The following is a 24958-nucleotide window of genomic DNA, read 5'->3' as shown; positions in this document are numbered from 1 at the left end:
CAGGGAACGTTAACAGGGACGGATGCACGCCGGAAAAAATGGCCTGCGTGCGCAGGCGATTTTGATGCAACCGGGGCCGCTGTCGGACCAGGGAAGCGGCCGGGAAAATCCTTTGTCCAGGCCTCTTGGATCAAAAAAAAGTCAATTTGCGCGTTTCAATTTTGCATGGTGATATTTGATTGCAAAAAATCGGATGGGGCCCGATGCAAATAAGCACAATGGTGGTGTTCGATCACTGCCACCGGCTGGGCCACCAGCCGGTGGTTTTCTTCAGCCTTTTCTTGAAGTAAGCGATGAGTACCCAGCAACCCACCATCATCTATACCCTGACCGACGAGGCACCTCGCCTGGCCACGGCTTCCTTCCTGCCGATCGTGCGCGCCTTTGCCGCGCCTGCTGGCATCAACGTGACCGAAAGCGACATTTCGGTGGCGGCCCGGGTGCTGGGTGAATTCCCGGAATTGCTGACCGAAGAACAGAAGGTGCCCAACACCCTGGCGGAGCTGGGCAAGAAGACGCTGCAGCCCGACGCCAACATCATCAAGCTGCCCAACATCAGCGCCTCGGTGGCCCAGCTCAAGGCCGCCATCGCGGAACTGCAGTCCAAGGGTTATGCCTTGCCCGATTACCCGGACAACCCGAAGGACGACAAGGAAAAGGAAATCAAGGCGCGCTACGGCAAGTGCATCGGCTCGGCCGTGAACCCCGTGCTGCGCGAGGGCAACTCCGACCGCCGCGCGCCCAAGGCCGTGAAGGAATACGCGCGCAAGAACCCGCACAGCATGGCCGAGTGGAGCCAGGCCTCGCGTTCGCATGTCTCGCACATGCACCACGGCGACTTCTACCACGGTGAAAAGTCCATGACGCTGGACAAGGCCCGCGACGTGAAGATGGAGCTGATCACCAAGAGCGGCAAGACCATTGTCCTGAAGCCCAAGGTCGCCTTGCTCGACCGCGAAGTGATCGACAGCATGTTCATGAGCAAGAAGGCGCTGCTGGCCTTCTATGAGAAGGAGATCGAAGACGCGCGCAAGACCGGCGTGATGTTCTCGCTGCACGTGAAGGCCACGATGATGAAGGTGTCCCACCCCATCGTGTTCGGCCACTGCGTGAAGATCTTCTACAAGGACGCGTTCGAGAAACACGCCAAGACCTTCGAAGAACTGGGCATCAACGTCAACAACGGCATGGTCGATCTGTACAACAAGATCGCCACGCTGCCGCAGAGCCAGCAGGACGAAATCAAGCGCGACCTGCATGCCTGCCACGAGCACCGCCCCGAGCTGGCCATGGTCGATTCCGCCAAGGGCATCACCAACTTCCACTCGCCCAACGACATCATCGTGGACGCCTCCATGCCCGCCATGATCCGCAACGGCGGCAAGATGTGGGACGCCAATGGCCGTCTGAAGGACGTGAAGGCCGTGATGCCCGAGTCCACCTTCGCCCGCATCTACCAGGAGATGATCAACTTCTGCAAGTGGCACGGCGCCTTCGACCCCAAGACCATGGGCACGGTGCCCAACGTCGGCCTGATGGCCCAGCAGGCCGAGGAATACGGCTCGCACGACAAGACCTTCGAGATCCAGGAGGATGGCGTCGCCAATATCACCGACCTGGCCACCGGCGAGGTGCTGATGAGCCAGGACGTGGAACAGGGCGACATCTGGCGCATGTGCCAGGTCAAGGACGCAGCGATCCGCGACTGGGTGAAGCTGGCCGTCACGCGCGCGCGCAACTCGGGCATGCCCGTGGTGTTCTGGCTCGACTCGTACCGTCCGCACGAAGCGCAGCTCATCACCAAGGTCAAGATGTACCTGCACGAGCACAACACCACCGGCCTGGACATCCAGATCATGAGCCAGGTGCGCGCCATGCGCTACACGCTGGAGCGCGTGATCCGTGGCCTGGACACCATCAGCGCCACCGGCAACATCCTGCGCGACTACCTGACCGACCTGTTCCCCATCATGGAACTGGGCACCTCGGCCAAGATGCTGTCCATCGTGCCGCTGATGGCCGGTGGCGGCATGTACGAAACCGGTGCCGGCGGCTCCGCGCCCAAGCATGTGCAGCAGCTGGTGGAAGAGAACCACCTGCGCTGGGACTCGCTGGGCGAATTCCTGGCGCTGGCCGTGTCGCTGGAGGATCTGGGCATCAAGAACAACAATGCGCGCGCCAAGCTGCTGTCCAAGACGCTGGACGCCGCCACCGGCAAGCTGTTGGACAACAACAAGAACCCTTCGCCCAAGACGGGCCAACTCGACAACCGTGGCAGCCAGTTCTATCTGGCCCTGTACTGGGCGCAGGAGCTGGCGGCACAGACAGATGATGCCGAACTGGCCAAGCTGTTCGCACCGCTGGCCCAGCAACTGGCCGACAACGAGCAGAAGATCGTGGACGAACTCAACGCCGTGCAGGGCAAGCCCGCCGATATTGGTGGCTACTACCTCCCGGATCTGGCCAAGCTGGACGCCGTCATGCGGCCCAGCCAGACCTTGAACGCGGTGCTTGCCTCCGTTGCCGCCTGACAGACGGATGGCCGCCCCTGATCCGGGGTAGCCACACGACGGATTCACCCGAATTGCCGCGCTGTGGGCCCAGGCCCACGGCGCGGCATTTTTCTTGGCGAGTGACGTTCGAATGGCTTGGCGGCGTCGTTCCCGCAGGGCGCTGGCGCTCCCGTCGGTGATGCGCGGACGGAAGCCGCGCGCGCGGCAAGAACGGTGATTGGCACCACGGTGGTGCGGCTAAAATTCATGCGTTTTGCGGATTTTTCAAACCCGTTGCAGTGACTTCCAACATCCCACCGGAGACTCCCGCCATGACCAGCTACCAGCACATCAAAGTGCCCGCCGAAGGCCAGAAAATCACCGTCAACGCCGACATGTCGCTGAACGTGCCGGACCAGCCCATCGTTCCGTTCATCGAGGGCGATGGCACGGGTGCCGACATCACCCCCGTGATGCTCAAGGTGGTCGATGCCGCCGTGGCCAAGGCCTATGGCGGCAAGCGCAAGATCCACTGGATGGAGGTCTACGCCGGTGAAAAATCCACCAAGGTGTACGGCCCCGACGTCTGGTTGCCCGAGGAAACGCTGCACGCCGTGCGCGACTACGTGGTCTCCATCAAGGGCCCGCTGACCACGCCCGTGGGCGGCGGCATCCGCTCGCTGAACGTGGCCCTGCGCCAGGAGCTCGACCTCTACGTCTGCCTGCGCCCCATCCAGTACTTCGATGGCGTGCCCTCGCCCGTGAAGGAGCCCCACAAGACCGACATGGTCATCTTCCGCGAGAACTCGGAAGACATCTATGCCGGCATCGAGTTCGAAGCCGAGTCCGAGAAGGCCAAGAAGCTCATCAAGATCCTGCAGGAAGAATTCGGTGTCAAGAAGATCCGCTTCCCCGCCACCTCCGGCATCGGCGTCAAGCCCGTCTCGCGCGAAGGCACCGAACGCCTGGTGCGCAAGGCCATCCAGTACGCCATCGACAACGACAAGCCCAGCGTGACCATCGTGCACAAGGGCAACATCATGAAGTTCACCGAAGGCGGCTTCCGTGACTGGGCCTACGCCCTGGCCCAGAAGGAATTCGGCGCCGAGCTGATCGACGGCGGCCCCTGGTGCAAGTTCAAGAACCCGAAGACGGGCAAGGACATCGTCATCAAGGACAGCATCGCCGACGCCTTCCTGCAGCAGATCCTGCTGCGCCCCGCCGAGTACTCCGTGATCGCTACGCTGAACCTCAATGGCGACTACGTCTCCGATGCCCTGGCGGCCCAGGTCGGCGGCATCGGCATCGCCCCTGGCGCCAACCTGAGCGACTCCGTCGCCATGTTCGAGGCCACCCACGGCACGGCCCCCAAGTACGCCGGCAAGGACTACGTGAACCCTGGTTCCGAAATCCTGTCCGCGGAAATGATGCTGCGCCACATGGGCTGGACCGAGGCGGCAGACCTCATCATCAGTTCGATGAAGAAGTCCATCGCCAGCAAGAACGTGACCTACGACTTCGCCCGCCTGATGGACGGCGCCAAGCAGGTGAGCTGCTCGGGCTTTGGCCAGGTCATGATCGATCACATGTAAACCCGCATGCCGGTTCGCCGGTATCCGCCGGTTCACAGGGAACCCCGGCGCCTCGAAAGCGCCGGGGTTTTTGCTTTTGCGGCCCGGGATACGGCAGAAGGGGCATGGAGCCTGCCTATAATCCGCGCCCATGCGCCGGCTGTTCGCCATCCTCCTCGTGTGCCTTTTCTCGCTCCAATCGGGGTGGGCCGTGGCGGCGTCCTATTGCGGCCACGAGAAGGCTCCGGAGGCCACGCATTTCGGCCACCATGCCCATGACCACGGCGCGGCCGGTCAGCCTGACGCCGATCCCGATGGCGCGGGCGGCGCGCTGACCGTTGACCTGGACTGCCATGCTTGCCACGCCTGCACGGCCGGCATCGTTCCTGGTGTTCCGGCGGATGCGCCGAAGGTGGTGGCGGGTTTCACACCGCAGCCGCATGACCGGCTCCTGCCGTTCCCCACGCTGAAAGCCCCCGAGCGCCCCGACTGGCGCGGCCTCGCCTGAACGGCGAGGCGGGGCCGGGCGGCCCCTTGCAACCCATCACTTTCCCCTGACGCACGCGCCGCAGACGTGGCATGCGCGCGCTGCGGCGGGCGGGCACATGCCTCGCCGGTTCACCTGGATTGCCACAGGAGAATCGGATGTATCGACGACTATGGGCACGCCTGCTGCCCCTGGCCTGGGGCGCGCTCGCGGCCACGGGCGCCGGGGCTCAGGCTGCCGGTGAATTGACATTGCGCCAGGCCTTCGACGCGGCCTGGGAGCGCCAGCCGGAAGCCGCCGCGCAGCCCGCGCGGGAGGAGGCGGCCGCAGCCGCGCGCCGCGCCGCGCAAGGCTGGCTGGCCGAACCAGCGGCCCTGGAGCTGCGCACGGCGACCGACCGTGCCCACGGCAACCACGGCGCCCGCGAATACGAGGCCGCCGTGGCTCTGCCTTTGTGGCTGCCGGGCGAGCGCGAGCGCGCCGGCCGGCTGGCCGAGGCCGAACAGCAGGCGCTGCAGGCCACGCTGGCGGCCGCGCGCCTGCGCACTGCCGCCCAGGTGCGCGATGCCTGGTGGGCCTGGCAGCGCGCGGCGTTGGAGCACGGCCTGGCCCAGGACCGGCGCTTCAGCGCGCGGCAACTCGTGGCCGACGTTGCCCGGCGCGTGCGCGCGGGCGACCTGGCCCGTGCCGACCAGTACCAGGCCGACGGCGCTGCGGCGCAGGCCGATGCCGCGCTGGCCGATGCCTCGGCCGCCCTGGCGGCCGCGCGGCTCGGGCTGCACGCCCTGGCGGGCCCGGCGTTGCCCCCATCCGGCGGCACGGACGCCGAGCCCTGGCCCGAGGCCCCCACGGACGGCGCGCAGGCGCAGCACCCGGCGCTGCGCGAACTGCAGGCGCGCGCCGAGATGGCCCGCAGGAGCGCCGATCTGGCGGTGGTGCAGACGCGGGCCAACCCCGAGCTGACGCTGGGAACGAAACGCGAGCGCGCAGCGCTGGGCGAGGCGTACCAGGGCAGCCTGTCGGTGGGCCTGCGCATTCCGTTCGGCGGTGGCGGCCGCGCCGATGCGAAGGCCGCCACGGCCCGCGCGGAGGCGATCGAGGCCGAGAGCCTCGCCACGCTCGAACGCGGCCGCGTGGCCGCCGGCATTGAGGCCGCGCGCGAGCGCGCCGAGGCCGCGCGCGCGCAGCGCGAGGCGGCCGACCAGCGCGCCCGGCTCGCACGCGAAGTGCGCGGCTTCATCGAGAAGTCCTTCCGCCTGGGCGAATCCGACCTGCCCACGCGGCTGCGCGCCGAACTGGAAGCCGCCGAGGCCGAGCGCCTGGCGGCGCGCGCGCGCATCGACGCGGCGGCGGCGGTGTCCGCGCTGCGCCAATCCCTGGGCCTGCTGCCCGACTGAATTGAAACCATCCTCCATGACACCTACATTCCTTGTCCAACCGCTGAGCGCCTTGCTGCTGCTCGGCACCCTCGGCCTGCCGCTGGCCGCCCTGGCCGGTGACGGCCATGACCATGGCGACGCGCCCGCCGCGCCCGCCGCGCAGGCCGGCCCGGCCCTGCCGCGCTTCACCGCAACCTCCGACCTGTTCGAGCTGGTCGGCGTGCTCGACGGCAAGCGCCTGGCGCTGTACCTCGACCATGCCGCCGACAACCGTCCCGTGAAGGACGCGCAGCTCGACCTCGAATTCGGCGGCACCAAGCTCGCCGTGCAGCCGCATGGCGAAGGCGAATTCGAAGCCACCCTGGCCTCCGAGCCCGGCGAGGGCGTGGTCGCCGTCACCGCCACCGTGGTGGCCGGCGACGCGTCCGACCTGCTCGCCGGGTCGCTCGACATCCACGCCGAGGCGCATGCCGAGCGCGCCGCCACGGCCACGCCGTGGAAGGCCTATGGCGCCTGGGGCGCGGCGCTGGCCGCGCTGTTGGCGCTGGCCGGGATCGCGGCCAGCCGCCTGCATGCGCGGCGCGCGGGAGGCGCGACATGAAAGCACACCGTTTTCCCCTGCTGGCCGCGCTCTGTTTCGCGGCCTTGTTCGGCGCGGCCGCGCCATCCCGTGCCGGCGACGGCCATGACCATGGCGACGCACCGCCCGCCGCCAGCGGCAATGGCCCCCGGCGCCTGCCCGACGGCAGCGTGTTTCTGCCCAAGCCGGCGCAGCGCCAGTTGGCGCTGCGCACCCTGGCCACCGAAGAGGCCGAGCTGCACCGGTCCTTCGAGCTGGCCGGCAAGGTGGCCATGGACCCCAACGCCGGCGGCAAGGTACAGGCCGCCCTGGCGGGCCGCATCGAGGCTGGGCCCCGGGGCCTGCCGGACGTGGGTCAGGCCGTGCGCAAGGGCGAGGTGCTGGCGTATGTCGTCCCCTCCAGCGGCGCGCTCGAACGCTCCGACAAGCAGGCCCAGATCGCCGAACTGCGCGCCGCGCGGGCGCTGGCGGACAAGCGCCTGGCCCGGCTGCGCGAGCTGGCCGACACCGTGCCGCGCAAGGACATCGAGGCCGCCGAGGCCGAGGCCTCCAGCCTGAACGAGCGCATCGCGGCGCTGGGCGCCGGCCTGTCCCGCCGCGACGCGCTGGTGGCGCCGGTGAGCGGCATCGTTGCCTCCAGCCATGCCGTGGCGGGGCAGGTCGTGGATGCGCGCGAGCTGGTCTTCGAGGTGGTCGACCCCTCGCGCCTGCGCATCGAGGCGCTGGCCTACGACGCCGCCCAGGCGGGCGACGTGGCGGGCGGCAGCCTGGCCATCGGCACGGAACGGGTGGCGCTGCGCTTCCTGGGCGCGGCGCACAGCCTGCGCGACCAGGCGCTGCCGCTGCATTTCGCGGCCGAGGGCCCAGCGCTGGCCCGGCTGGCCGTGGGCCAGCCGGTGCGCATCCAGGCGCAGTCGAAGGCGCGCGCCCGGGGCATCGCGGTGCCGCTCACTGCGCTGCAGAAGAACCCGGCCAACCAGGCCATCGTGTGGGTGAAGGAGGCGCCCGAGCGGTTCGAGCCGCGCACGGTGACGCACGAGCCGCTCGACGGCGTTTCGGTGCGGGTCACCTCGGGCCTGGGCGCGGGCGAGCGCGTCGTCACGCAGGGCGCGAGCCTGCTCAACCAGGTCCGCTGACGAAAGGCCCCCATGTTCAAGTGGCTACTCGACAACAGCCTGTCCAACCGGCTGCTGGTCCTCATCGCCAGCGTGGTACTGATGGCCTATGGCGCGTTCACCCTGTCACGCACGCCGGTGGATGTGTTCCCCGACCTCAACAAGCCCACGGTCACCGTGATGACCGAAGCCGGCGGCATGGCCGCCGAAGAGGTGGAGCAGCTCATCACCTTCCCGCTGGAGACCACCATGAACGGCCTGCCCGGCGTGGAGAGCGTGCGCTCGACCTCCAGCGCAGGCCTGTCGTTCATCTACATCACCTTCGACTGGAGCACGGAGATCTTTCGCGCGCGCCAGATGGTCGCGGAGCGCCTGTCCTCGATGGAGGAGGGCCTGCCCGAGGGCATAGTGCCGCGCATGGGCCCGATCAGCTCGGTGATGGGCGAGATCCTGCAGATCGCCATCCCCATCGACGTGGCCCGCGCCTCGCCCATGGCCGTGCGCGAATACGCCGACTGGGTGCTGCGCCCCCGGCTGATGGCCATCCCCGGCGTGGCGCAGGTCATTCCCATCGGCGGCGAGGTGCGGCAGTTCCAGGTGCAGCCGGACACGGCGCGCATGGCCGAACTGGGCATCACGCACGACGACCTCGCGCAGGCGCTCAAGGGCTTCTCGTCGAACACCTCGGGCGGCTTCCTGGAGCTCAACGGGCGCGAATACCTGATCCGCCACCTGGGCCGCACCTCGCGGCTGCAGGATCTGCAGGACCTGGCTCTCACCGCGCGCAACGGCCAGCCGGTGCTGCTGCGGCAGATCGCTGAAGTCAGCTTCGCGGCGGCGCTCAAACGCGGCGACGCGGGCTTCGAGGGCAAGCCGGCGGTGATCCTCGGCATCCAGAAGCAGCCCACGGCCGACACCATCGGCCTCACGCGCACCATCGAGTCCGCGCTGGCGGACTTGCGCAAGTCGCTGCCCGCCGGCCTGGAGGCGCCGCGCGTCACGTTCCGCCAGGCCAGCTTCATCGAGGCCTCGGTGGACACGCTGCAGGGCAAGCTCATCGGCGCCTCGGTGTTCGTCGCCGTCATCCTGTTCGTGTTCCTGGGCACGGTGCGGCCCACGGCCATCGCGCTCACGGCCATTCCGGTGTCCATCTTCATGACGGCGCTGGTGTTCCGCCATTTCGGCATGTCGATCAACACCATGACGCTCGGCGGCCTGGCGATCGCCATCGGCGGCCTGGTGGACGATGCCGTGGTGGGCGTGGAGAACGTGCTGCGCCGTCTGCAGGTGGACCGCGAGCGGCACCCGCACAAACGCCTGCACCCGCTGGAGGTGGTGAAGATGGCCACGCTGGAGGTGCGCTCGGCCATCCTCTACGCAACGGTCATCATCGTGCTCGTGTTCCTGCCGCTGTTCGCGCTGCCGGGCATGGAGGGGCGGCTGTTCGTGCCGCTGGGCGTGGCCTTCATCGTCTCCACGCTGGCCTCGCTGGTCGTCTCGGTCACGGTGACGCCGGTGCTCGCGTTCTACCTGCTGCCCGCGATGCAGTCGCTGGACCATGGCGACACGCGCTTCCTGCGCTGGCTCAAGGAACGCTACCGGCGCGCCCTGCAGGCCGTGCTCGACCGGCCGCGCGCGGCCCTGGCGGCGGGTGCGGTGGCGGTGGCCGGCGCGGTGGCGGCGGTGCCGTTCTTTCCCACCACCTTCCTGCCTCCGTTCAACGAAGGCACGCTGCTCGTGGGCCTGCGCCTGAACCCGGGCGTGACGCTGGCCGAATCCACCGTGCTGGCGCGGCAGGCCGAGGTGCTCATCCGCGCGGTGCCCGAGGTCACGCATGTCGGCCGCCGCAGCGGCCGGGCCGAGCTGGACGAGCATGCCGAGGGTGTGCACGTGAGCGAGCTGGATGTCGGGCTGCTGCCCGCCGCCGAGCTGCGGCGCGGCATGACCGAGATCCAGGCCGACATCCGCGCGCGCCTGGTCAACCTGCCGGCGGCGATCGGCATCGGCCAGCCCATCTCGCACCGCATCGACCACATGCTGTCGGGCGTGCGCTCGCAGATCGCCATCAAGCTGTTCGGCGACGACCTGGACACCCTGCGCGGCCAGGCCGACGCCCTGCGCGGCCGGCTGGCGGCCGTGCCCGGCCTGGCCGACCTGGAGGTCGAGAAGCAGGTGCTGGCGCCGCAGATCAAGGTGCGCGTGGACTACGCCGCCGCCGCGCAGTACGGCGTGCCGGTGCCGCGCGTGCTGGCGGCGCTGCAGTCGCTGGTGGAGGGCGAGAAGGTGGCGCAGATCGTCGAGGGCGGCCGGCGCTTCGCGCTCGTCGTGCGCCTGCCCGAGAGCGCGCGCTCGCTGGAGGGCCTGGGCCGGATCCTGGTCGAGACGCCGAACGGACGCATCCCGCTGTCCCGGCTGGCGAGCATCGAGGACAGCGATGGCCCCAACCAGGTCAGCCGCGACGACGGCAAGCGCCGCATCGTGCTCTCGGCCAACGCCCAGGGGCGGCCGCTCTCCGAGGTCGTGGCCGGCATCCGCGCGGTGGTCGCGCAGACGCCGCTGCCCGAGGGTTACTTCGTCACGCTCGGCGGCCAGTTCCAGGCGCAGGAGGAAGCCTCGCGCCTGGTCGGCCTGCTGTCCCTCGTGTCGCTGGTGCTGATGTTCGTGGTGCTGTACAGCCGCTACCAGTCGGTGCGGCTATCGGTGCTCATCATGGCCAACATCCCGCTGGCCCTGGTGGGCGCGGTAGTGGGCTTGTGGCTGTCGGGCCAGCCGCTGTCGGTGGCGGCGCTGGTGGGCTTCATCACGCTGGCAGGCATCTCGGTGCGCAACGGCATCCTCAAGGTGAGCCACTACCTGAACCTGATGCGCGCCGAGGGCGAGTCCTTCGGTCACCCGATGATCCTGCGCGGCTCGCTGGAGCGCCTGAGCCCGGTGCTGATGACCGCGCTGGTGACCGCCTTCGCGCTGGCGCCGCTGCTGTTCGAGGCCGAGCGCCCGGGCACCGAGATCCTGCACCCGGTGGCCGTGGTGATCTTCTCGGGCCTTATCAGCTCCACGCTGCTCGACACCTTCCTCACCCCGGCCATGTTCTGGCTCTTCGGCCGCAAGGACGCCGAGCGCCTGGTCGATGCCCAGACCACCGAAGCCTTCTGACTCCCTCCATTCCACGAAAGGACGTTCCATGAAAAAAACCGCCATCCTCCTCTCCGCCCTCGCACTGAGCGCCTCGGGCGCCGTGTTCGCCGCCGGCGACCACCAGCACGGCCACGACCACAAGCCGCTGCATGGCGGCGTGGTGGCCGAGGCCAGCGACATCGACTTCGAGCTGGTGGCCGATGCCGGTTCGATCGCGCTGTTCGTGCGCGACCACGGCAAGCCGGCCAGCACCCAGGACGCCACGGCCAAGGTCACGCTGCTCAATGGCACCGAGAAGACCGAGGCCGTCCTGGTCCCGGCGGGCGCCAACAAGCTCGTGGCCCAGGGCGCCTACAAGCTGGGCGCAGGCACCAAGGCGGTGGCCACCGTCACCCTGGCGGGCAAGAAGCCCGTGAGCGTGCGCTTCGCGATCCGCTGAGCGGCCGGGCGGGGCGTGCCCCGCCCGGGCTTTCCTAGAATGCCTGCACTTATGCTGAACCGTCGTGTTTTTCTATCCCTTGCCGCGGGCTGCGCCGCGTTCCCCGCCCAGGCCCGCGCGCGGCGCCTGGGCCGGCTGGTCGTCATCGGCGGTGCCGAGGACAAGCTCAGCGACCGCATCGTGCTGCGCCGCTTCGTTGAACTGTGCGGCGGCGCGCCAAGCCGCATCCGCCTGATCTCGGCCGCCAGCGCCGACCCGGCGGGCGCCTGGGCCCTGTACCAGAAGACTTTCGCCGGCCTGGGCGTGGCCGATTGCGAGCCGATCGACATTCCCGACCGGGCCACCGCCGACAGCCCCGGGGTGACCGACCAGATCCTGGGTGCTGACGGCATCTTCATCTCGGGCGGCGACCAGCGGCGGTTGATGGACCTCTTGTGGGAGACCGAGGCCTTCAAGGCGCTGCACCGCGCTTTCCACCTGCGCGGCTGCTGCGTGGGCGGCACCAGCGCCGGCGCGGCCGTGCTCTCGCGGCACATGCTGGTGCAGGGCGAGGCCACGCGCCTGCCCGAGAAGGAGGCCGCCGAGTTGGACATCGGCCTGGGCTTCGTGGCCGATGCCATCATCGACCAGCATTTCTCCGAGCGTGGCCGCCTCGCGCGGCTGCTCTCCGTGCTCGCGCAAAAGCCCCACATGCTGGGGGTGGGCGTGGACGAGAACACCGCCCTCGTCATCGAGCGCGGGCTGGGCATCGAGATCGTGGGCGCGGGCGCCGTGACCCTGATCGACGGCCGCCAGATGAAATCCAACCAGGAGGAAGTCGACAGCCGCGACCACCTGGAAATGCTGGGCCTGCGCCTGCATCTGCTGCCGGCCGGCCACCGCTACGGTGCCCGCGCGGGCGATCCGCTGTCGCGCGCCATGCCGCCAGGCATGCGCGAGGCCATCGCCCGGCTCGTGGCCCCGGGGCCCATCCGGGGTTGAGGCGGCTCACCGCCCGTGCGACGCCATGCCGGGCCGGTCAATGCACCTGGAGTCCTACACCCGCGTGGACGGCATGCCGTTCACCGCCACGCGCGAGGACGTGCTGCGCGCCCACGGCCAGCCGCTGTCCGAGGCGCGCAACGGCGTGGGCCTGACGGCGCTGGATTTTGGCGGCGTGGTGTACCGCTTCCAGGACTGCGGACGCCTGGAGGAAATCACCACCCGGGCTGAAGTGCTGCACCTGGGCCGCGTCGCCGTGCCGTTCCGCGACCTTGCCGCTTTCGTGCATGGCCACGACGCCGCCGCGTTCGAGCGCGCCGGCTTTCTCGTCAGCCCCCGCTACGGCATCGCTTTCGTGCCGGACGAGCCGTGCTGGGTGACGGCGCTGGCGCGGCATTGCCTGGGGGAGTGGGAGGCGCTGCGGCAGGGGGCTTGAATCGCTGGTCAACTCGTTGTTATCAAGCCGGTTCTTGCTAAATGCAGTGATCATGTTCAGGCGAAAACAATGGTGAGCAAGGCGACTCTATGGTTGAATATTGATATTAATTCGCATTCACCAAGGAGTTTCATGTTTCGACCATCGTTTCTTGTCGCATGCCTGCTCTTTTTAGGCTTTGCCGCCCAAGCTGAGGGCAACTGGCCTCCGATAACGGTCACGATCGAGGAAATGAGGATTCTGACTCCCATACGTTTTTCCGTCCCCAAGGTGCGTGCTCAAGGAAAGATACGAGGACCTGTCGTCCTGCGGGTACATGTGGACGCTTCCGGAGCTGTGCGCCGCACGGTAGTGATAGGCAGCTGTGGCAGCCCGGCGCATGACGAAGCCGCGCTGAAATCCATGCACTCGGTTCGCTTTGTTCCCAAGCTGATCGATGGAGAAGCAACGGATGTTTCTCTGGTTGTTCCTTTTCACCTCCCGCTGCCCAAGACGCCGTTCGATGGTGAAGATGCCCCTGTGCAGTGACATCTATCGCACCAAAAGAAAACGGGTGCCACGGCACCCGTTTACATGGAATGGCAACTCTGCCGCAGATCAGCCCTTCTTCTGCAGCATCTTGATCACGCTGGAAAAGTCCTCGCCGCCATGTCCGGCGATGCTGTGCGCCGCGTAGATGGCGCGTGCCATGCCGCCCAGCGGGGTGCTGGCCTTGGTGGCCATGGCGTTTTCCTGGGCCAGGCCCAGGTCCTTGAGCATGAGGTCGGTGCCGAAGCCGCCAGCGTAGCCCTTGGAGGCGGGGGCGTTTTCGTGCACGCCGGGGAAGGGGTTGTACTTCTCCAGCGCCCAGTTGCCGCCCGAGCTGCGGCGCATGATCTCGCTCAGCACCTTGGGGTCCAGGCCGTTGGCCACGCCCAGGGCGATGGCTTCACTGGTGCCCACCATCAGGATGCCCAGCAGCATGTTGTTGCAGATCTTGGCCGTCTGGCCAGCGCCCACGCTGCCGGCGTGGAAGATGTTGGCGCCCATTTTTTCCAGCAGGGGGCGGGCACGTTCCAGTTGCGCGTCGCTGCCGCCGACCATGAAGGTCAGCGTGCCGGCGATGGCGCCGCCGGTGCCGCCGGAAACGGGCGCGTCGATGAAGTCGATGCCGGCAGCTTCGGCGGCCTTGGCGACCTTCTGGCTGGTGGCGGCGGCGATGGTCGAGCTGTCGATCACCAGCGCGCCCTTGGCGATGCTGGCCAGCAGGTTGCCGTTGCCGAGGAACAGGCCTTCCACGTGCTGGCTGGCGGGCAGCATGGTGATGACGGCTTCGGCGCCCTGCACGGCGTCTTGTGCGCTGGCCGCGACTTGCAGGCCTTCGGCCTTGACCTTGGCGAGGGCATCCTGGCTCAGGTCGAAGGCCTTGACGCTGTGGCCGGCCTTGTGCAGGTTGATGGCCATGGGGCCGCCCATGTTGCCGAGGCCGATGAATGCGATTTGCATGGTGTTGTCTCCTGGTCGGTTTGAAAGGGTTGGAAAGGGGAGGGGGCTGCTATTGTTTCAGTAGCTGCTGGCGCTTGTTGCATGGGCGCCAGAGGCCAAAAATGCTTGAAGTTTCATGGCGCCGCGCCTTTGCGGGCCTTGGCGCGCCGGGGCGATGCCTTGGCCTGCGGGTTGTAGGCGAGGGCGGTTTCCACCCAGTGCAGCCACTGCGGCCGGGTGGCGTAGCCCGTGGGCTCCACCCAGAAGTAGCCGGGCATGCCGCCGCGCGGGTCTAGCTCGCGCACGCCGGGCGTTTCGGCCGTGGCCGCGTGCTCCAGCGGTGGCAGGCGCACCAGCAGGTCTTCGCCCTTGACGGCCAGGCACAGCTTGCCGTCCACCATGAAGGCGTGGCAGCCGAAGAGCGGGCGCTCCTCCACCGTGGCGTCCACGCCCAGGCGCTCGGCCAGCGCGTCCCGCACCGCGGCGATGAGGTGCAGGGTTTCGTCGGCCAGGGGGCGGGCGGGCATGGCGGGTGGGGTTTTGGATTGAATTCGCTTCTAGCGCCCGTTGGTAAAGCGCCAGTAGCTATCAAAAACCTAGCGAATCGCGTCCGGCGCGTCGCCGTCGAGCATGCGCCGGGCGATGATGACGCGCATGATTTCGTTCGTGCCTTCCAGGATCTGGTGCACGCGCGCGTCGCGCATCAGGCGCTCCAGCGGGTATTCGCGGATGTAGCCGTAGCCGCCATGCAGTTGCAGCGCCTCGTTGCAGACGTTGAAGCCCGCGTCGGTGGCGAAGCGCTTGGCCATGGCGCAGTAGGTGCTGGCGTCGGGCGCGCCGGCGTCGAGCTTGCTGGCGGCCAGGCGCACCATCTGGCGCGCGGCGACGAGTTCGGTGGCCATGTCGGCCAGCTTGAACTGCAGCGCCTGGAAGCTGGCGATCGGCTTGCCGAACTGCTTGCGGTCGTGCATGTACTGCTGCGCCTGCTTGAGCGCGCCCTGGGCCGCGCCCACCGAGCAGGTGGCGATGTTGATGCGCCCGCCGTCCAGGCCCTTCATGGCGATCTTGAAGCCTTCGCCCTCGCGGCCCAGCAGGTGGTTGGCGGGAATGCGCACGTTGTCGAAGCTGATCTGGCGCGTGGGCTGGCTGTTCCAGCCCATCTTTTCTTCCTTCTTGCCGTAGTGGATGCCCGGGGCGTCGGCCGGCACGGCAAAGGCGCTGATGCCGGCGGCGCCCGAACTCGCATCGCCCGTGCGGGCCATGAGCACCAGCACGTCGGTGCTGCCGGCGCCGGAGATGAAGGCCTTGGAGCCGTTGATGACGTATTCGTGGCCCACCAGCTCGGCGCGCGTCTTGAGCGAGGCGGCGTCCGAACCCGCGCCGGGTTCGGTCAGGCAGTAGCTGGCCAGCTTCTGGCCGCTGGTCAGCAGCGGGCCCCAGTGGTCGCGCACCTCGGGCTGGGCCCAGGTACCGAGCATCCAGGTCGCCATGTTGTGGATGGTGATGAAGGCGGTGGTGGAAGGGTCCACGGCGGCCATTTCCTCGAACACCAGCGTGGCGTCGAGCCGGGGCAGTGCCAGGCCGCCAGCGGCTTCGGGCGCATAGAGGCCGCAAAAACCGAGTTCACCGGCCTTGGTGATGGCGTCTTTCGGGAAGATGCCTTCGGCATCCCAGTGCGCGGCATGCGGGGCCAGCTCGGCCAGGGCGAATTGGCGCGCGGTGTCGGCAAAGGCGCGCTGGTCTTCGGTCAGTTCAAAGTCCATGGGCTGGTCTCCGGGTCGGGTGTGCTTTTGTTTTTATAGCTGATGGCGCTTGCCTGGCAAGCGCTGGAGCCTGATTTTGCTCAAATTCTTTCAAGGCCAAGAAGGCGCGAGGCGTGGAGGGTGGCGCGGCCCCAGGCCAGCGGCCACCGCGCAAGGGCCGCCCCGCCGCGCTGGTGGCGTCCCTCCTCCCGCAGCGCGCAGCGATGCGAGAGAGGAGGGAAGGCGCGCAGCGCCTCAGGGAGGTGTCACTTCAGACTAATCGTGGTGTTCACACCATGGCTGGCGGTGCTGTCGTCGAACCAGCGCGCCGTGACCGTCTTGGTCTGCGTGTAGAACAGGATGACTTGCTTGCCGTAGGGGCCCAGGTCGCCGAGCTTGGAAGCGCGCGAGCCCGAGAACGAGAACAGCGGCACCGGCACGGGCACGGGCACGTTGATGCCGACCTGGCCCACGTCGATCTCTTCCTGGAACTTGCGCGCGGCGGCGCCGGACTGAGTGAACACTGCGGTGCCGTTGCCGTTGGGGTTGGCGTTGATGAACTCGATGGCCTCGTCCAGGTTGGCGGCGCCCACCAGGCTCAGCACGGGGCCGAAGATTTCCTGGTCATAGATGGCCATGCCGGGCTTCACGCCGCTGAAGATCGTCGGGCCGACGAAGTTGCCCTTCTCGTAGCCGGGCACCTGGGGCTTGCGGCCGTCGAGTTCTAGCGTGGCGCCGTCGGCAATGCCGCGCTCGATCAGGCCCTCGATGCGCGAGAGTGCCGCGCAGGAGATGACGGGACCCACGTCCGTGCCCTTCTCGGTGCCGCCGGACACCTTGAGCGTCTTGGCCTTGGCCACCAGGTCGGGAATCCACTTCTGGGCCTCGCCCACCAGCACCACCACGGGCAGGGCCATGCAGCGCTGGCCGGCCGCGCCGAACGAGGCGCCGGCGATGGCGTTGAGGGTCTGCTCCTTGTTGGCGTCGGGCAGGATGATGGCGTGGTTCTTCGCGCCCATCATGCACTGCGCGCGCTTGCCGTTGAGGGTGGCGCGGTTGTACACGTGCGTGCCCACCTTGGTGGAGCCCACGAACGAGACGGCCTTGATGTCAGGGTGGTCGCAGATGGCGTTCACGGCCATTTCGCCGCCGTGGATCACGTTCAGCACGCCGGGCGGCACGCCGGCTTCGAGGGCCAGCTCGCACAGGCGCATGGTGACCATGGGGTCCTGCTCGGAGGGCTTGAGCACGAAGGTGTTACCCGTGGCGATGGCCATGGGGAACATCCACAGCGGGATCATGGCGGGGAAGTTGAACGGCGTGATGCCGGCGCACACGCCCAGCGGCTGCAGCAGGGTGTAGGTGTCCACGCCGCCGGCCACGTTGTTGGCCAGCTCGCCCAGCTGCAGGTTGCCGATGCTGGCGGCATGCTCGACCACTTCAAGGCCACGGAACACGTCGCCCTCGGCGTCGGGCAGGGTCTTGCCCTGTTCGGCGGTCAGCATGGCGGCCAGCTCGCCCATGTTTTCACGGATCAGCTGCTGGAGCTTCAGGAAGATGCGGGCGCGGGCGCCGATGGGGGTCTTCTTCCAGGTCTTGAACGCTTCCTTGGCCGAGGCCACGGCGGCGTCGATTTCTTCTGCCGTGGCGAACGGCACGCGCGCCAGCACCTGCTGCGTGGCGGGGTTGACCACGTCGCGCCATTCGGTGGTCTTGGACTCAACGAACTGGCCGTTGATCAGCAGCTTGACGGTGGGGGCCTTGACGGCGGTGGATGCGTCCATGGAACTGTCTCCTGAAGTAGAACGGGGGCGGCAACAATGCCGACTGGCACGCATGGTAGCTGTGCGAAATTATCAAGACAAGAGACAATAACGCACCTGAGGTTTGCAAATTTGCACATCCTTCCCTCCGGAGACCGCCATGGATTGGGACAACCTGCGCTACTTCCTCGAACTGGCCCGCGCCGGCACGTTGGTGGGCGCGGCGCGCCATTTGGAGGTGGACCACACCACGGTGGCGAGGCGCATCCAGGCGCTGGAGAAGCAGATGGACGTGGCCCTGTTCGCCCGCGAGGCCGGCGGCCACCGCCTGACCGAGGCCGGGCGCCAGTTGCTGCCGCAGGTGGAGGCCATGGAAAGCGCCTTCCTGGCCGTGCGCAGCGTGGCGCCGGGCACGCCCGGGGGGCTGACGGGCGTGGTGCGCGTGGGCACGCCCGAGGGCTTTGGTACCACGGTGCTGGCGCCGCACCTGGCGCGCTTCGCTGGCGCGCACCCGGGGCTGGTGGTCGACCTGCTGGCGCTGCCCCGGCTGGTGCACCTCTCGCGGCGCGAGGCCGACATCGTGGTCTCGCTGGAGCGCCCGGCGCGCGGCTCCGTGGTGGCCACGCGGCTGACCGACTACGTGCTGCAGCTCTATGCCTCGCGCGACTACCTGGGGGCCCACGGGCCGATCGCGGCGCGCGAGGACCTGCGCGGCCACACCTTCATCAGCTATATCGACGACCTGCTGTTCAGCAAGGAGCTGCAGATCCTTGGCGAGCTGCACCGGCCCGAGCGCTACGCGCTGCGCAGCACCAGCATCCTGGCGCAGTACGAGGCCACCCGCTCGGGCGCCGGCCTGGCCGTGCTGCCGGCCTTCATCGCCGACCGCGACCCGCATCTGGTGCGCGTGCTGCCCGGCGTGGCGCGGTTCACGCGCACCTTCTGGATGTCAATGCCCGAAGAGGCCCGGCACCTGGCGCGCATGCAGGCCACCTGGGCGCTGGTGCGCGAGACGGTGCAGCAACAGCAGCCCCTGCTGTTGTCGCTGCGAGACGATGCAGCGCAAGGCCAGGCAGGATAAAGCGGTGGAAATACGCAATTTGTCACAAATGGGCAATGGGCACGTTATGCTCAGGGCTTTTTCCACGGGTGCGTGGCGCACCCCTGTCCCGCCGAGTCTGTCTGAACGTGTCTGAGTCCGCGCGCAAGCTCCTGTTGTGGCCCTGGTTCGCAGGTCTGGCGGTAGCGTTGGCGGGTTTGCTCGCCAGTGCCTGGCTCTACCAGATACAGCGTGCCTCGCTGGCGGCCACCGAGCAGGCGCGCTTCGAGCAGAAGGCGAGCGAATTCGCCGACGCGCTGGGCCAGCGCATCGCCGCCTACACCGAGATCGTCTATGGCCTGCGCGGCCTGTTCGTCACCAACCCGGCCACGGGCCGCGCCGCGTTCGACGAGGCCGTGCGCGAGCTGGACGTGCCCTCGCGCTACCCCGGGCTCAAGAACCTGTCCTTCACCCGTCTCGTGACGGCGGCCGAGCGCGAGCGCTTCGAGGCCAGCGTGCGCGCCGACACCTCGTTCCACCCGCAGGGCCACCCCGGCTTTGCCATCCACCCGCCGGGCGAGCGGCCCGAGTATTTCGTGGCCGACTACCTCTGGCCCCGCGAGGGCAACGAGCGCGTCATGGGGCTGGACATCAGCTCCCAGCCCGCCAACCTGGCCGCCATGCACTACAGCCGCGACAGCGGCAAGGTGGTGGCCTCGGCGCCGTTCGAGCTGTTGCAGGAAAAAGAGCACCGGCTCGGCTTCGTCATCCGCGTACCGGTGTTCGTGCAGGGCTCGGGGGAGGGCCAGCGCCGCTTCATCGGGGCCGTGGCCGCCACGGCGCGCATCCAAGACATCGTGCAGGCCATCGCCCACGAGGGGCGCATGGACGGACTGGCGGTGTCGCTGACCGACCTGGGCACCACGCGCCCGGGCGCCGCCGACGAAAAGCCGCGCCCGCTGTTCCGCAGCGATGCATTCAGCGACGGCGACGGCGCCGCCGCCTCGGTGCGCTTGCTGAAGGTGCACGACCGGCGCTGGCACCTGGGCTTCCAGCCGGCCGCGTCCTTCCTGTCGGCGGCCGAACGGCGCCTGCACCTGGTGTCCGCGCTGGTATCGGGCCTGGCGGCGCTGCTGCTGGGCGCCGTGGTGGCGCTGCTGGCGCTGCAGCGCGCGCAGGCCCTGCAGCGGGTGAACGCCTCCGACGCCGCGCGCGCCGAGAGCGAGAACCGCTTCCACACCCTGTTCAACCAGGCCGCCGTGGGCGTGGCGCTGGTGGAAACGGCCTCGGGCCGGTTAGTGGACGTCAACCAGAAGTTCTGCGACTGCCTTGGCCGCCCCGTCGAAACCCTGCGCGGCAGCCGCCTGGCCGACTGGCGCGATGCGCGCGACGCCGCCGGGGACGACGCGCAGATGGAGCGTTTCCGCGAGAACGGCCGGGGTGAATTCACCCTGGAAATGCGCAGCCTGCGCCCGGACGGCCATACCGTCTGGCTGGAGCGCACGGTTTCCGCCATGCACATGGACGGCTCGCGCCACGACCACCACATCGTCGTGCTGCAGGACATCACCGAGCGCAAGCACATGCAGGACGAGGTGCGCGGCAGCGAGATGCGGCTGCGCGACATGCTGCAGCGCCTGCCGGTGGGCGTGTTCCTGGTGCGGCCCGACGGGCGCATGACGCACCGCAACGAATACTTCCTGCAGCTCACCGGCTACACCGAGGAGGAGGTGCCCACCTCGGCCGAGTGGTGGGAGGCCGCCTACCCCGACCCCGAGTACCGGCGCCGCTCACGCGAGCGCTGGCAGGCCGCGCGCCACAAGGCGCAGGCCGAGGGCGTGCCGATACCGCCTGGCGAATACACCATCCACTGCAAGAACGGGCAGGACCGCAGCGTGGACATCACCGGGGCCCTGGTGGGCGAGGACCTGCTGGTCACGCTGATCGACCTCACCCAGCGCAAGGCCGCCGAGGAGAAGATCAACACCCTGGCCTTCTACGACATGCTCACGCACCTGCCCAACCGGCGCCTGCTGACCGACCGGATGCAGCAGGCCCTGGCCACGAGCGCCCGCCACGGGCGCTGCGGGGCGCTGCTGGTGCTGGACCTGGACAACTTCAAGGCCCTGAACGACACGCGCGGCCACGAGAAGGGCGACGCCCTGCTGCAGCAGGTGGCGGCGCGCCTGGTGGCCTGCGTGCATGCCGACGACACCGTGGCCCGCCCGGGCGGCGACGAGTTCGCGGTGCTGCTGGAAGACCTGGGCGACACCCCCGAGGAGGCCGCCGCGCAGGGCGAGGAGGCGGGCCAGAAGATCCTGGCGGCGCTGCGCGAGTCCTACCTGATCGAGGGCGAGGCGCACCACAGCACCATGAGCGTCGGCATCACGGTGTTCTGCGGCGGCGGGCAGGACACGGTGGACGAACTCTTCAAGCGCAGCGAGCTGGCCATGTACCAGGCCAAGGCTGCAGGGCGCAACACCCTGCAGTTCTTCGACCCGCGCATGCAGGCCGTGGCCACGGCCCGCGCCGCGCTGGAGGAGGACATGCGCGTGGGCCTGGAGCAGCGCCAGTTCGAGGTGTTCTTCCAGCCCCAGATCGACCACGGCCGCATCACCGGCGCCGAGGCGCTGGTGCGCTGGCGCCACCCGCGCGACGGCTACGTCTCGCCCGGGAGCTTCATCCCCGTGGCCGAGGAATGCGGCCTGATCCTGCCGCTGGGCCAGTGGATGCTGGAGCAGGCCTGCGCCACGCTGGCGCAATGGGCCACCGACCCGGTGCTGGCCGAGCTGACCCTGGCCGTGAACGTGAGCCCGCGCCAGTTCCTGCAGGACGGTTTCGTGCAGCAGGTGCTGGGCACGCTGGCCACCACGGGCGCGTCGGCGCGGCGCCTCAAGCTGGAGCTGACGGAAACCCTGCTGCTCCAGGACATCGACATCTCGGTGGCGCGCATGACCGAACTACAGTCCTACGGTGTGGGCTTCTCGCTCGACGACTTCGGCACCGGCTACTCGTCGCTGGCCTACCTCAAGCGCCTGCCGCTGGACCAGCTCAAGATCGACCAGAGCTTCGTGCGCGACGTGCTGGTGGACCCCAACGACGCCTCCATCGTGCGCACCATCCTGGCGCTCGGCGCGGGGCTGGGCCTGCATGTTATCGCCGAGGGCGTGGAGACCGACGCGCAGCGCCAGTTCCTGGAGCGCCACCACTGCCACGCCTGGCAGGGCTACTTGATGAGCCGGCCGGTGCCCGGCGACGCCTTCGTCCAGCTCGTTCGCGAGCGCGCCTGATCTCGCATTGCACATCGGCACGGCGCATGGGTAGGCGCTGCCCAGGCCAGTAGCCACCGCGCAAGGGCCGCCGCGCCGCGCTGGTGGCGTCCCCCCTCCCGCATCGCGCGGCGAGGCGAGAGAAGGGGGAAGCGGCGAAGCCGCACACGGTGGTGTCCTTGCTCAGTGTGCTCCACCGGCATCCGCCGCGCCCGCGCCCACCACCGGGGCCGGGCGGCGCGTGAGCCAGATCAGCCCGATCAGCAGCAGGAACAAGACCGCAGAGCCCAGGAAGATGTCGTTCGCCGCGCGCGTGAAGGCCTGCTGGTCGATGAGCCGGTTGACCTGCGCCAGCGCCTGCGCCTGCGACAGCCCCGAGGCCGTGAGCTGGTTCAGTGTGACGGCGAACACGCCTTGGCCCTGCACCAGCCCTTCGGTGAGGTGGGCGTGGTGCATGGCGGCGCGGCTGTCCCACAGCGTGGTGGCAATAGACGTGCCCATGGCTCCGGCCGTGATGCGCACGAAATTGCTCAGGCCCGCCGCAGCCGGAATGCGGTCGGGGGCAATGCCCGCCAGCGTCAGCGTGGTCAGCGGAATGAAGAAGAACGCCATGGCCGCGCCCTGCAGCAGCGTGGGGATGAGGATGTGGATGAAGTCCGTCTGCACCGTGAAGTGCGAGCGCATCCACAGCACCGTGCTGAACACCACGAACGCGCCCGTGGCCATGCGGCGCGGGTCCCACTGGCCCACCTTCTTGCCCACCAGCGGCGTGAGCAGGATGGCAAAAATGCCCACCGGCGCCAGCGCCATGCCGGCCGAGGTGGCCGTGTAGCCCATCCACTGCTGCAGCCACAGCGGCAGCAGCACCACGTTGCCGAAGAACAGCGCGTAGGCCACCGACAGCGCCAGTGCGCCAAACGCAAAGTTGCGCCGCGCGAACAGGCGCAGGTCCACCACCGGGTGCTTGTCCGTCAGCTCCCACACCAGGAACACCGCGAACGCCACCACGGCCACCACGGCCAGCAGAATGATCTCGTTCGAGGCGAACCAATCCAGCTCCTTGCCCTTGTCGAGCATGAGCTGCAGCGCGCCCACCCACAGCACCAGCAGCGACAGGCCCACCGTGTCGATGGGCAGCTTGCGGATGGGCGTCTCGCGGTCGCGGTAGATGCCCCAGGTGAGCAGCGCCGCCAGCAGGCCCACCGGCACGTTGATGTAGAAGATCCAGGGCCAGGAGATGTTTTCGGTGATCCAGCCGCCCAGCAGCGGCCCCACCACGGGCGCCACCAGCGTGGTCACGCCCCACAAGGCCAGCGCGGTGCCCGCCAGCGCGCGCGGGTAGCTGGCCAGCAGCAGCGTTTGCGACAGCGGAATCATCGGCCCGGCCACCAGGCCCTGCAGCACGCGGAAGAACACCAGCGCTTCGAGCGACGAGGCAAAGCCGCACAGCCAGGAGGTCAGCACGAACAGCAGCACGCTCATGGTGAACAGCCGCACCGCGCCGAAGCGCTGCGTGAGCCAGCCCGTGAGCGGCACCGAAATCGCGTTGGCCACGCCAAAGCTGGTGATAACCCAGGTGCCCTGGGCCGGGCTCACGCCCAGGTCGCCCGCGATGGCGGGAATGGAGACATTGGCGATGGACGAGTCCAGCACGTTCATGAACGTGGCCAGCGACAGCGACACCGTGCCCAGCAGCAGCGCCGCTCCGCGCAGCGGCGCGTGCGCGGCGGCCTGCGGGGGCGCGCTGGCGGGAGGGGAGGCTGGGGCCGGCCCTGCGGTGGGGTTGGCGGTGGTCATTCTCAGCGCACCACGGGGGCGTGCAGGGCGCCGGCCAGGGTCAGCTTGCGGCCCAGGTTGGCGGCGATGATCTTCTGCACGTCCTCGTCGGCGGCCTGCAGCTGTGCGTCGAACACCGGCGTGGCGGCCACCGGGGCGCTGCGCGGGGTGTCGGCCAGGGCCTTGCCGTCCTGGTCGCGGATGTCCACCTTCACCTCCATCGAAAGGCCCACGCGCAGCGCGTGCTCGGCCACTTCCTTGGGGTCGAGCGCGATGCGCACCGGCACGCGCTGCACCACCTTGATCCAGTTGCCCGTGGCGTTCTGCGCCGGCAGCAGCGCGAAGGCCGCGCCCGTGCCCGCGCCCAGGCCGGCGATGGTGCCGTGGTAGGTGACCTGGGTGCCGTACACATCGGCCACCAGCTCGGCCTTCTGGCCGATGCGCAGGTTCTGCAGCTGGCTTTCCTTGAAGTTCGCGTCCACCCACAGGTCCGACAGCGGCACGATGGTCATCAGCGGCGCGCCGGCCTGCACGCGCTGGCCCACCTGCACGCCGCGCTTGGCCACATGGCCGTCGAGCGGCGCCACGAGCTGGGCGCGCTGCACCGCCAGGTAGGCCTCGCGCACGCGCGCGGCGGCGCGCTGCACGCCGGGGTGCTGCTCCACGGTGGTGCCGTCGGTCTGCGTCTGGCTCGCGGCCAGTTGCTCCTGCGCGGCCAGCACGGCGGACTGGGCGGCGGCCACGCTGCTCTTGGCGGCGGCCAGTTGCGCCGTGGCGTGCTGGAACTCTTCCTTGCCCACGGCGCCGCTGGCCGTCAGCGGGGCGCGGCGGTTCACGTCGTCCTGCAGGCGGGCGGCGTCGGCCTGCACGCGCGCCAGGTCGGCCTGGCGCAGGCTCACCTGGGCCTTGAGGGTGGCGGTGTTGGCATAGAGCGTGCGCACCTCGCGCACCGTCTGCGCCAGTTGCGCCTCGGCCTGCTCCAGCGCCACGCGGGCGTCGGCCGGGTCGAGCTTGACCAGCACCTGGCCGGTGCGCACGAAGTCGGTGTCGTCGGCGCCGATGGCCACCACGGTGCCGCCCACCTGGGGCGTGATCTGCACCACGTTGCCCGCCACATAGGCGTTGTCGGTGCTCTCGAAATGGCGGCCGTTCATCCAGTGCCAGCCGCCCCAGCCCAGCCCGGCCAGGGCCACGGCGGCAGCGATCAGGGTCAGGCCGCGGCGGCGGGCGGTGTTGGCTTCGGTGGCGGTCAGGGGTGCGCTCATGGTGTTGTCTTTCGTGTTCGTTGTG

General features: G+C 68.8%; 19 protein-coding genes. 13 read left to right on the top strand and 6 right to left on the bottom strand.

The window, feature by feature from the left end:
• Nucleotides 1-293 precede the first annotated feature (293 nt).
• The 11 genes from D8S75_RS10995 to D8S75_RS10945 all read left to right on the top strand — a co-directional run bounded on the left by D8S75_RS10995 (nt 294) and on the right by D8S75_RS10945 (nt 13143).
• Nucleotides 294-2531, top strand: a complete 2238-nt coding sequence (locus D8S75_RS10995; protein WP_119966370.1) for an NADP-dependent isocitrate dehydrogenase — start codon at nt 294-296, stop codon at nt 2529-2531.
• Nucleotides 2532-2824: 293 nt separating this feature from the next.
• Complete coding sequence (gene icd, locus D8S75_RS10990) at nt 2825-4084, top strand: NADP-dependent isocitrate dehydrogenase (RefSeq protein ID WP_119966369.1); 1260 nt, start codon at nt 2825-2827, stop codon at nt 4082-4084.
• 130 nt (nt 4085-4214) lie between these two features.
• Nucleotides 4215-4571, top strand: a complete 357-nt coding sequence (locus D8S75_RS10985) for a hypothetical protein (protein ID WP_119966368.1) — start codon at nt 4215-4217, stop codon at nt 4569-4571.
• Nucleotides 4572-4708: 137 nt separating this feature from the next.
• Nucleotides 4709-5947 carry a TolC family protein gene (locus D8S75_RS10980; protein WP_119966367.1) on the top strand — a complete coding sequence of 413 codons (1239 nt, stop codon included), beginning with the start codon at nt 4709-4711 and terminating at the stop codon, nt 5945-5947.
• Between the two features lie 16 nt (nt 5948-5963).
• The gene (locus D8S75_RS10975; protein ID WP_119966366.1) at nt 5964-6530 is read left to right on the top strand and encodes a hypothetical protein; all 567 of its coding nucleotides are present in this window, start codon (nt 5964-5966) and stop codon (nt 6528-6530) included.
• On the top strand, nt 6527-7645 hold the full coding sequence (locus D8S75_RS10970; RefSeq protein ID WP_119966365.1) for an efflux RND transporter periplasmic adaptor subunit: 1119 nt from the start codon (nt 6527-6529) through the stop codon (nt 7643-7645). Before D8S75_RS10975 ends, D8S75_RS10970 begins: the two co-directional genes overlap by 4 nt.
• 12 nt (nt 7646-7657) lie before the next feature.
• Entirely contained in the window at nt 7658-10777 is a 3120-nt protein-coding gene (locus D8S75_RS10965; protein WP_119966364.1) for an efflux RND transporter permease subunit, read from the top strand.
• A 28-nt stretch (nt 10778-10805) separates the two neighbouring features.
• Nucleotides 10806-11198, top strand: coding sequence for a hypothetical protein (locus D8S75_RS10960; protein WP_119966363.1), 393 nt, complete (start codon nt 10806-10808; stop codon nt 11196-11198).
• Between the two features lie 51 nt (nt 11199-11249).
• On the top strand, nt 11250-12179 hold the full coding sequence (locus D8S75_RS10955) for a cyanophycinase (RefSeq protein ID WP_157982637.1): 930 nt from the start codon (nt 11250-11252) through the stop codon (nt 12177-12179).
• A gap of 25 nt (nt 12180-12204) precedes the next feature.
• On the top strand, nt 12205-12615 hold the full coding sequence (locus D8S75_RS10950; protein WP_232829017.1) for a hypothetical protein: 411 nt from the start codon (nt 12205-12207) through the stop codon (nt 12613-12615).
• Between the two features lie 132 nt (nt 12616-12747).
• A complete protein-coding gene (locus D8S75_RS10945) occupies nt 12748-13143 on the top strand; it encodes an energy transducer TonB family protein (RefSeq protein WP_157982636.1) in 396 nt (131 codons plus the stop codon).
• 69 nt (nt 13144-13212) lie between these two features.
• On the opposite strand, the gene mmsB is transcribed toward D8S75_RS10945, so the two are convergent.
• The 4 genes from mmsB to D8S75_RS10920 form a co-directional block, all read right to left on the bottom strand.
• Nucleotides 13213-14100 carry a 3-hydroxyisobutyrate dehydrogenase gene (gene mmsB, locus D8S75_RS10940; protein WP_119966359.1) on the bottom strand — a complete coding sequence of 296 codons (888 nt, stop codon included), beginning with the start codon at nt 14098-14100 and terminating at the stop codon, nt 13213-13215.
• Nucleotides 14101-14213: 113 nt separating this feature from the next.
• A complete protein-coding gene (locus D8S75_RS10935; protein ID WP_119966358.1) occupies nt 14214-14606 on the bottom strand; it encodes a TfoX/Sxy family protein in 393 nt (130 codons plus the stop codon).
• Between the two features lie 69 nt (nt 14607-14675).
• Nucleotides 14676-15842, bottom strand: coding sequence for an acyl-CoA dehydrogenase family protein (locus D8S75_RS10930; RefSeq protein ID WP_119966357.1), 1167 nt, complete (start codon nt 15840-15842; stop codon nt 14676-14678).
• Between the two features lie 245 nt (nt 15843-16087).
• Nucleotides 16088-17605: a CoA-acylating methylmalonate-semialdehyde dehydrogenase gene (locus tag D8S75_RS10920; RefSeq protein WP_119966356.1), complete on the bottom strand. Its 1518-nt coding sequence runs from the start codon at nt 17603-17605 to the stop codon at nt 16088-16090.
• 139 nt (nt 17606-17744) lie between these two features.
• On the opposite strand from D8S75_RS10920, the gene D8S75_RS10915 reads away from it, so the two are divergent.
• Nucleotides 17745-18665 carry a LysR family transcriptional regulator gene (locus D8S75_RS10915; protein ID WP_119966355.1) on the top strand — a complete coding sequence of 307 codons (921 nt, stop codon included), beginning with the start codon at nt 17745-17747 and terminating at the stop codon, nt 18663-18665.
• A gap of 107 nt (nt 18666-18772) precedes the next feature.
• The gene (locus D8S75_RS10910) at nt 18773-21913 is read left to right on the top strand and encodes a bifunctional diguanylate cyclase/phosphodiesterase (RefSeq protein WP_232829016.1); all 3141 of its coding nucleotides are present in this window, start codon (nt 18773-18775) and stop codon (nt 21911-21913) included.
• Between the two features lie 162 nt (nt 21914-22075).
• Here D8S75_RS10910 and D8S75_RS10900 read toward each other — a convergent pair whose 3' ends face one another.
• Complete coding sequence (locus D8S75_RS10900) at nt 22076-23689, bottom strand: DHA2 family efflux MFS transporter permease subunit (RefSeq protein ID WP_119966352.1); 1614 nt, start codon at nt 23687-23689, stop codon at nt 22076-22078.
• Between the two features lie 2 nt (nt 23690-23691).
• Complete coding sequence (locus tag D8S75_RS10895; RefSeq protein ID WP_119966351.1) at nt 23692-24933, bottom strand: HlyD family secretion protein; 1242 nt, start codon at nt 24931-24933, stop codon at nt 23692-23694.
• Between the last annotated feature and the right edge of the window lie 25 nt (nt 24934-24958).

The sequence above is a fragment of the Simplicispira lacusdiani genome (assembly GCF_003604195.1).
GTDB lineage: Bacteria > Pseudomonadota > Gammaproteobacteria > Burkholderiales > Burkholderiaceae_C > Simplicispira > Simplicispira lacusdiani.
The sequence above is the reverse complement of the archived record's forward strand: the minus strand, read 5'-3'. Positions and strand labels throughout refer to the sequence as shown.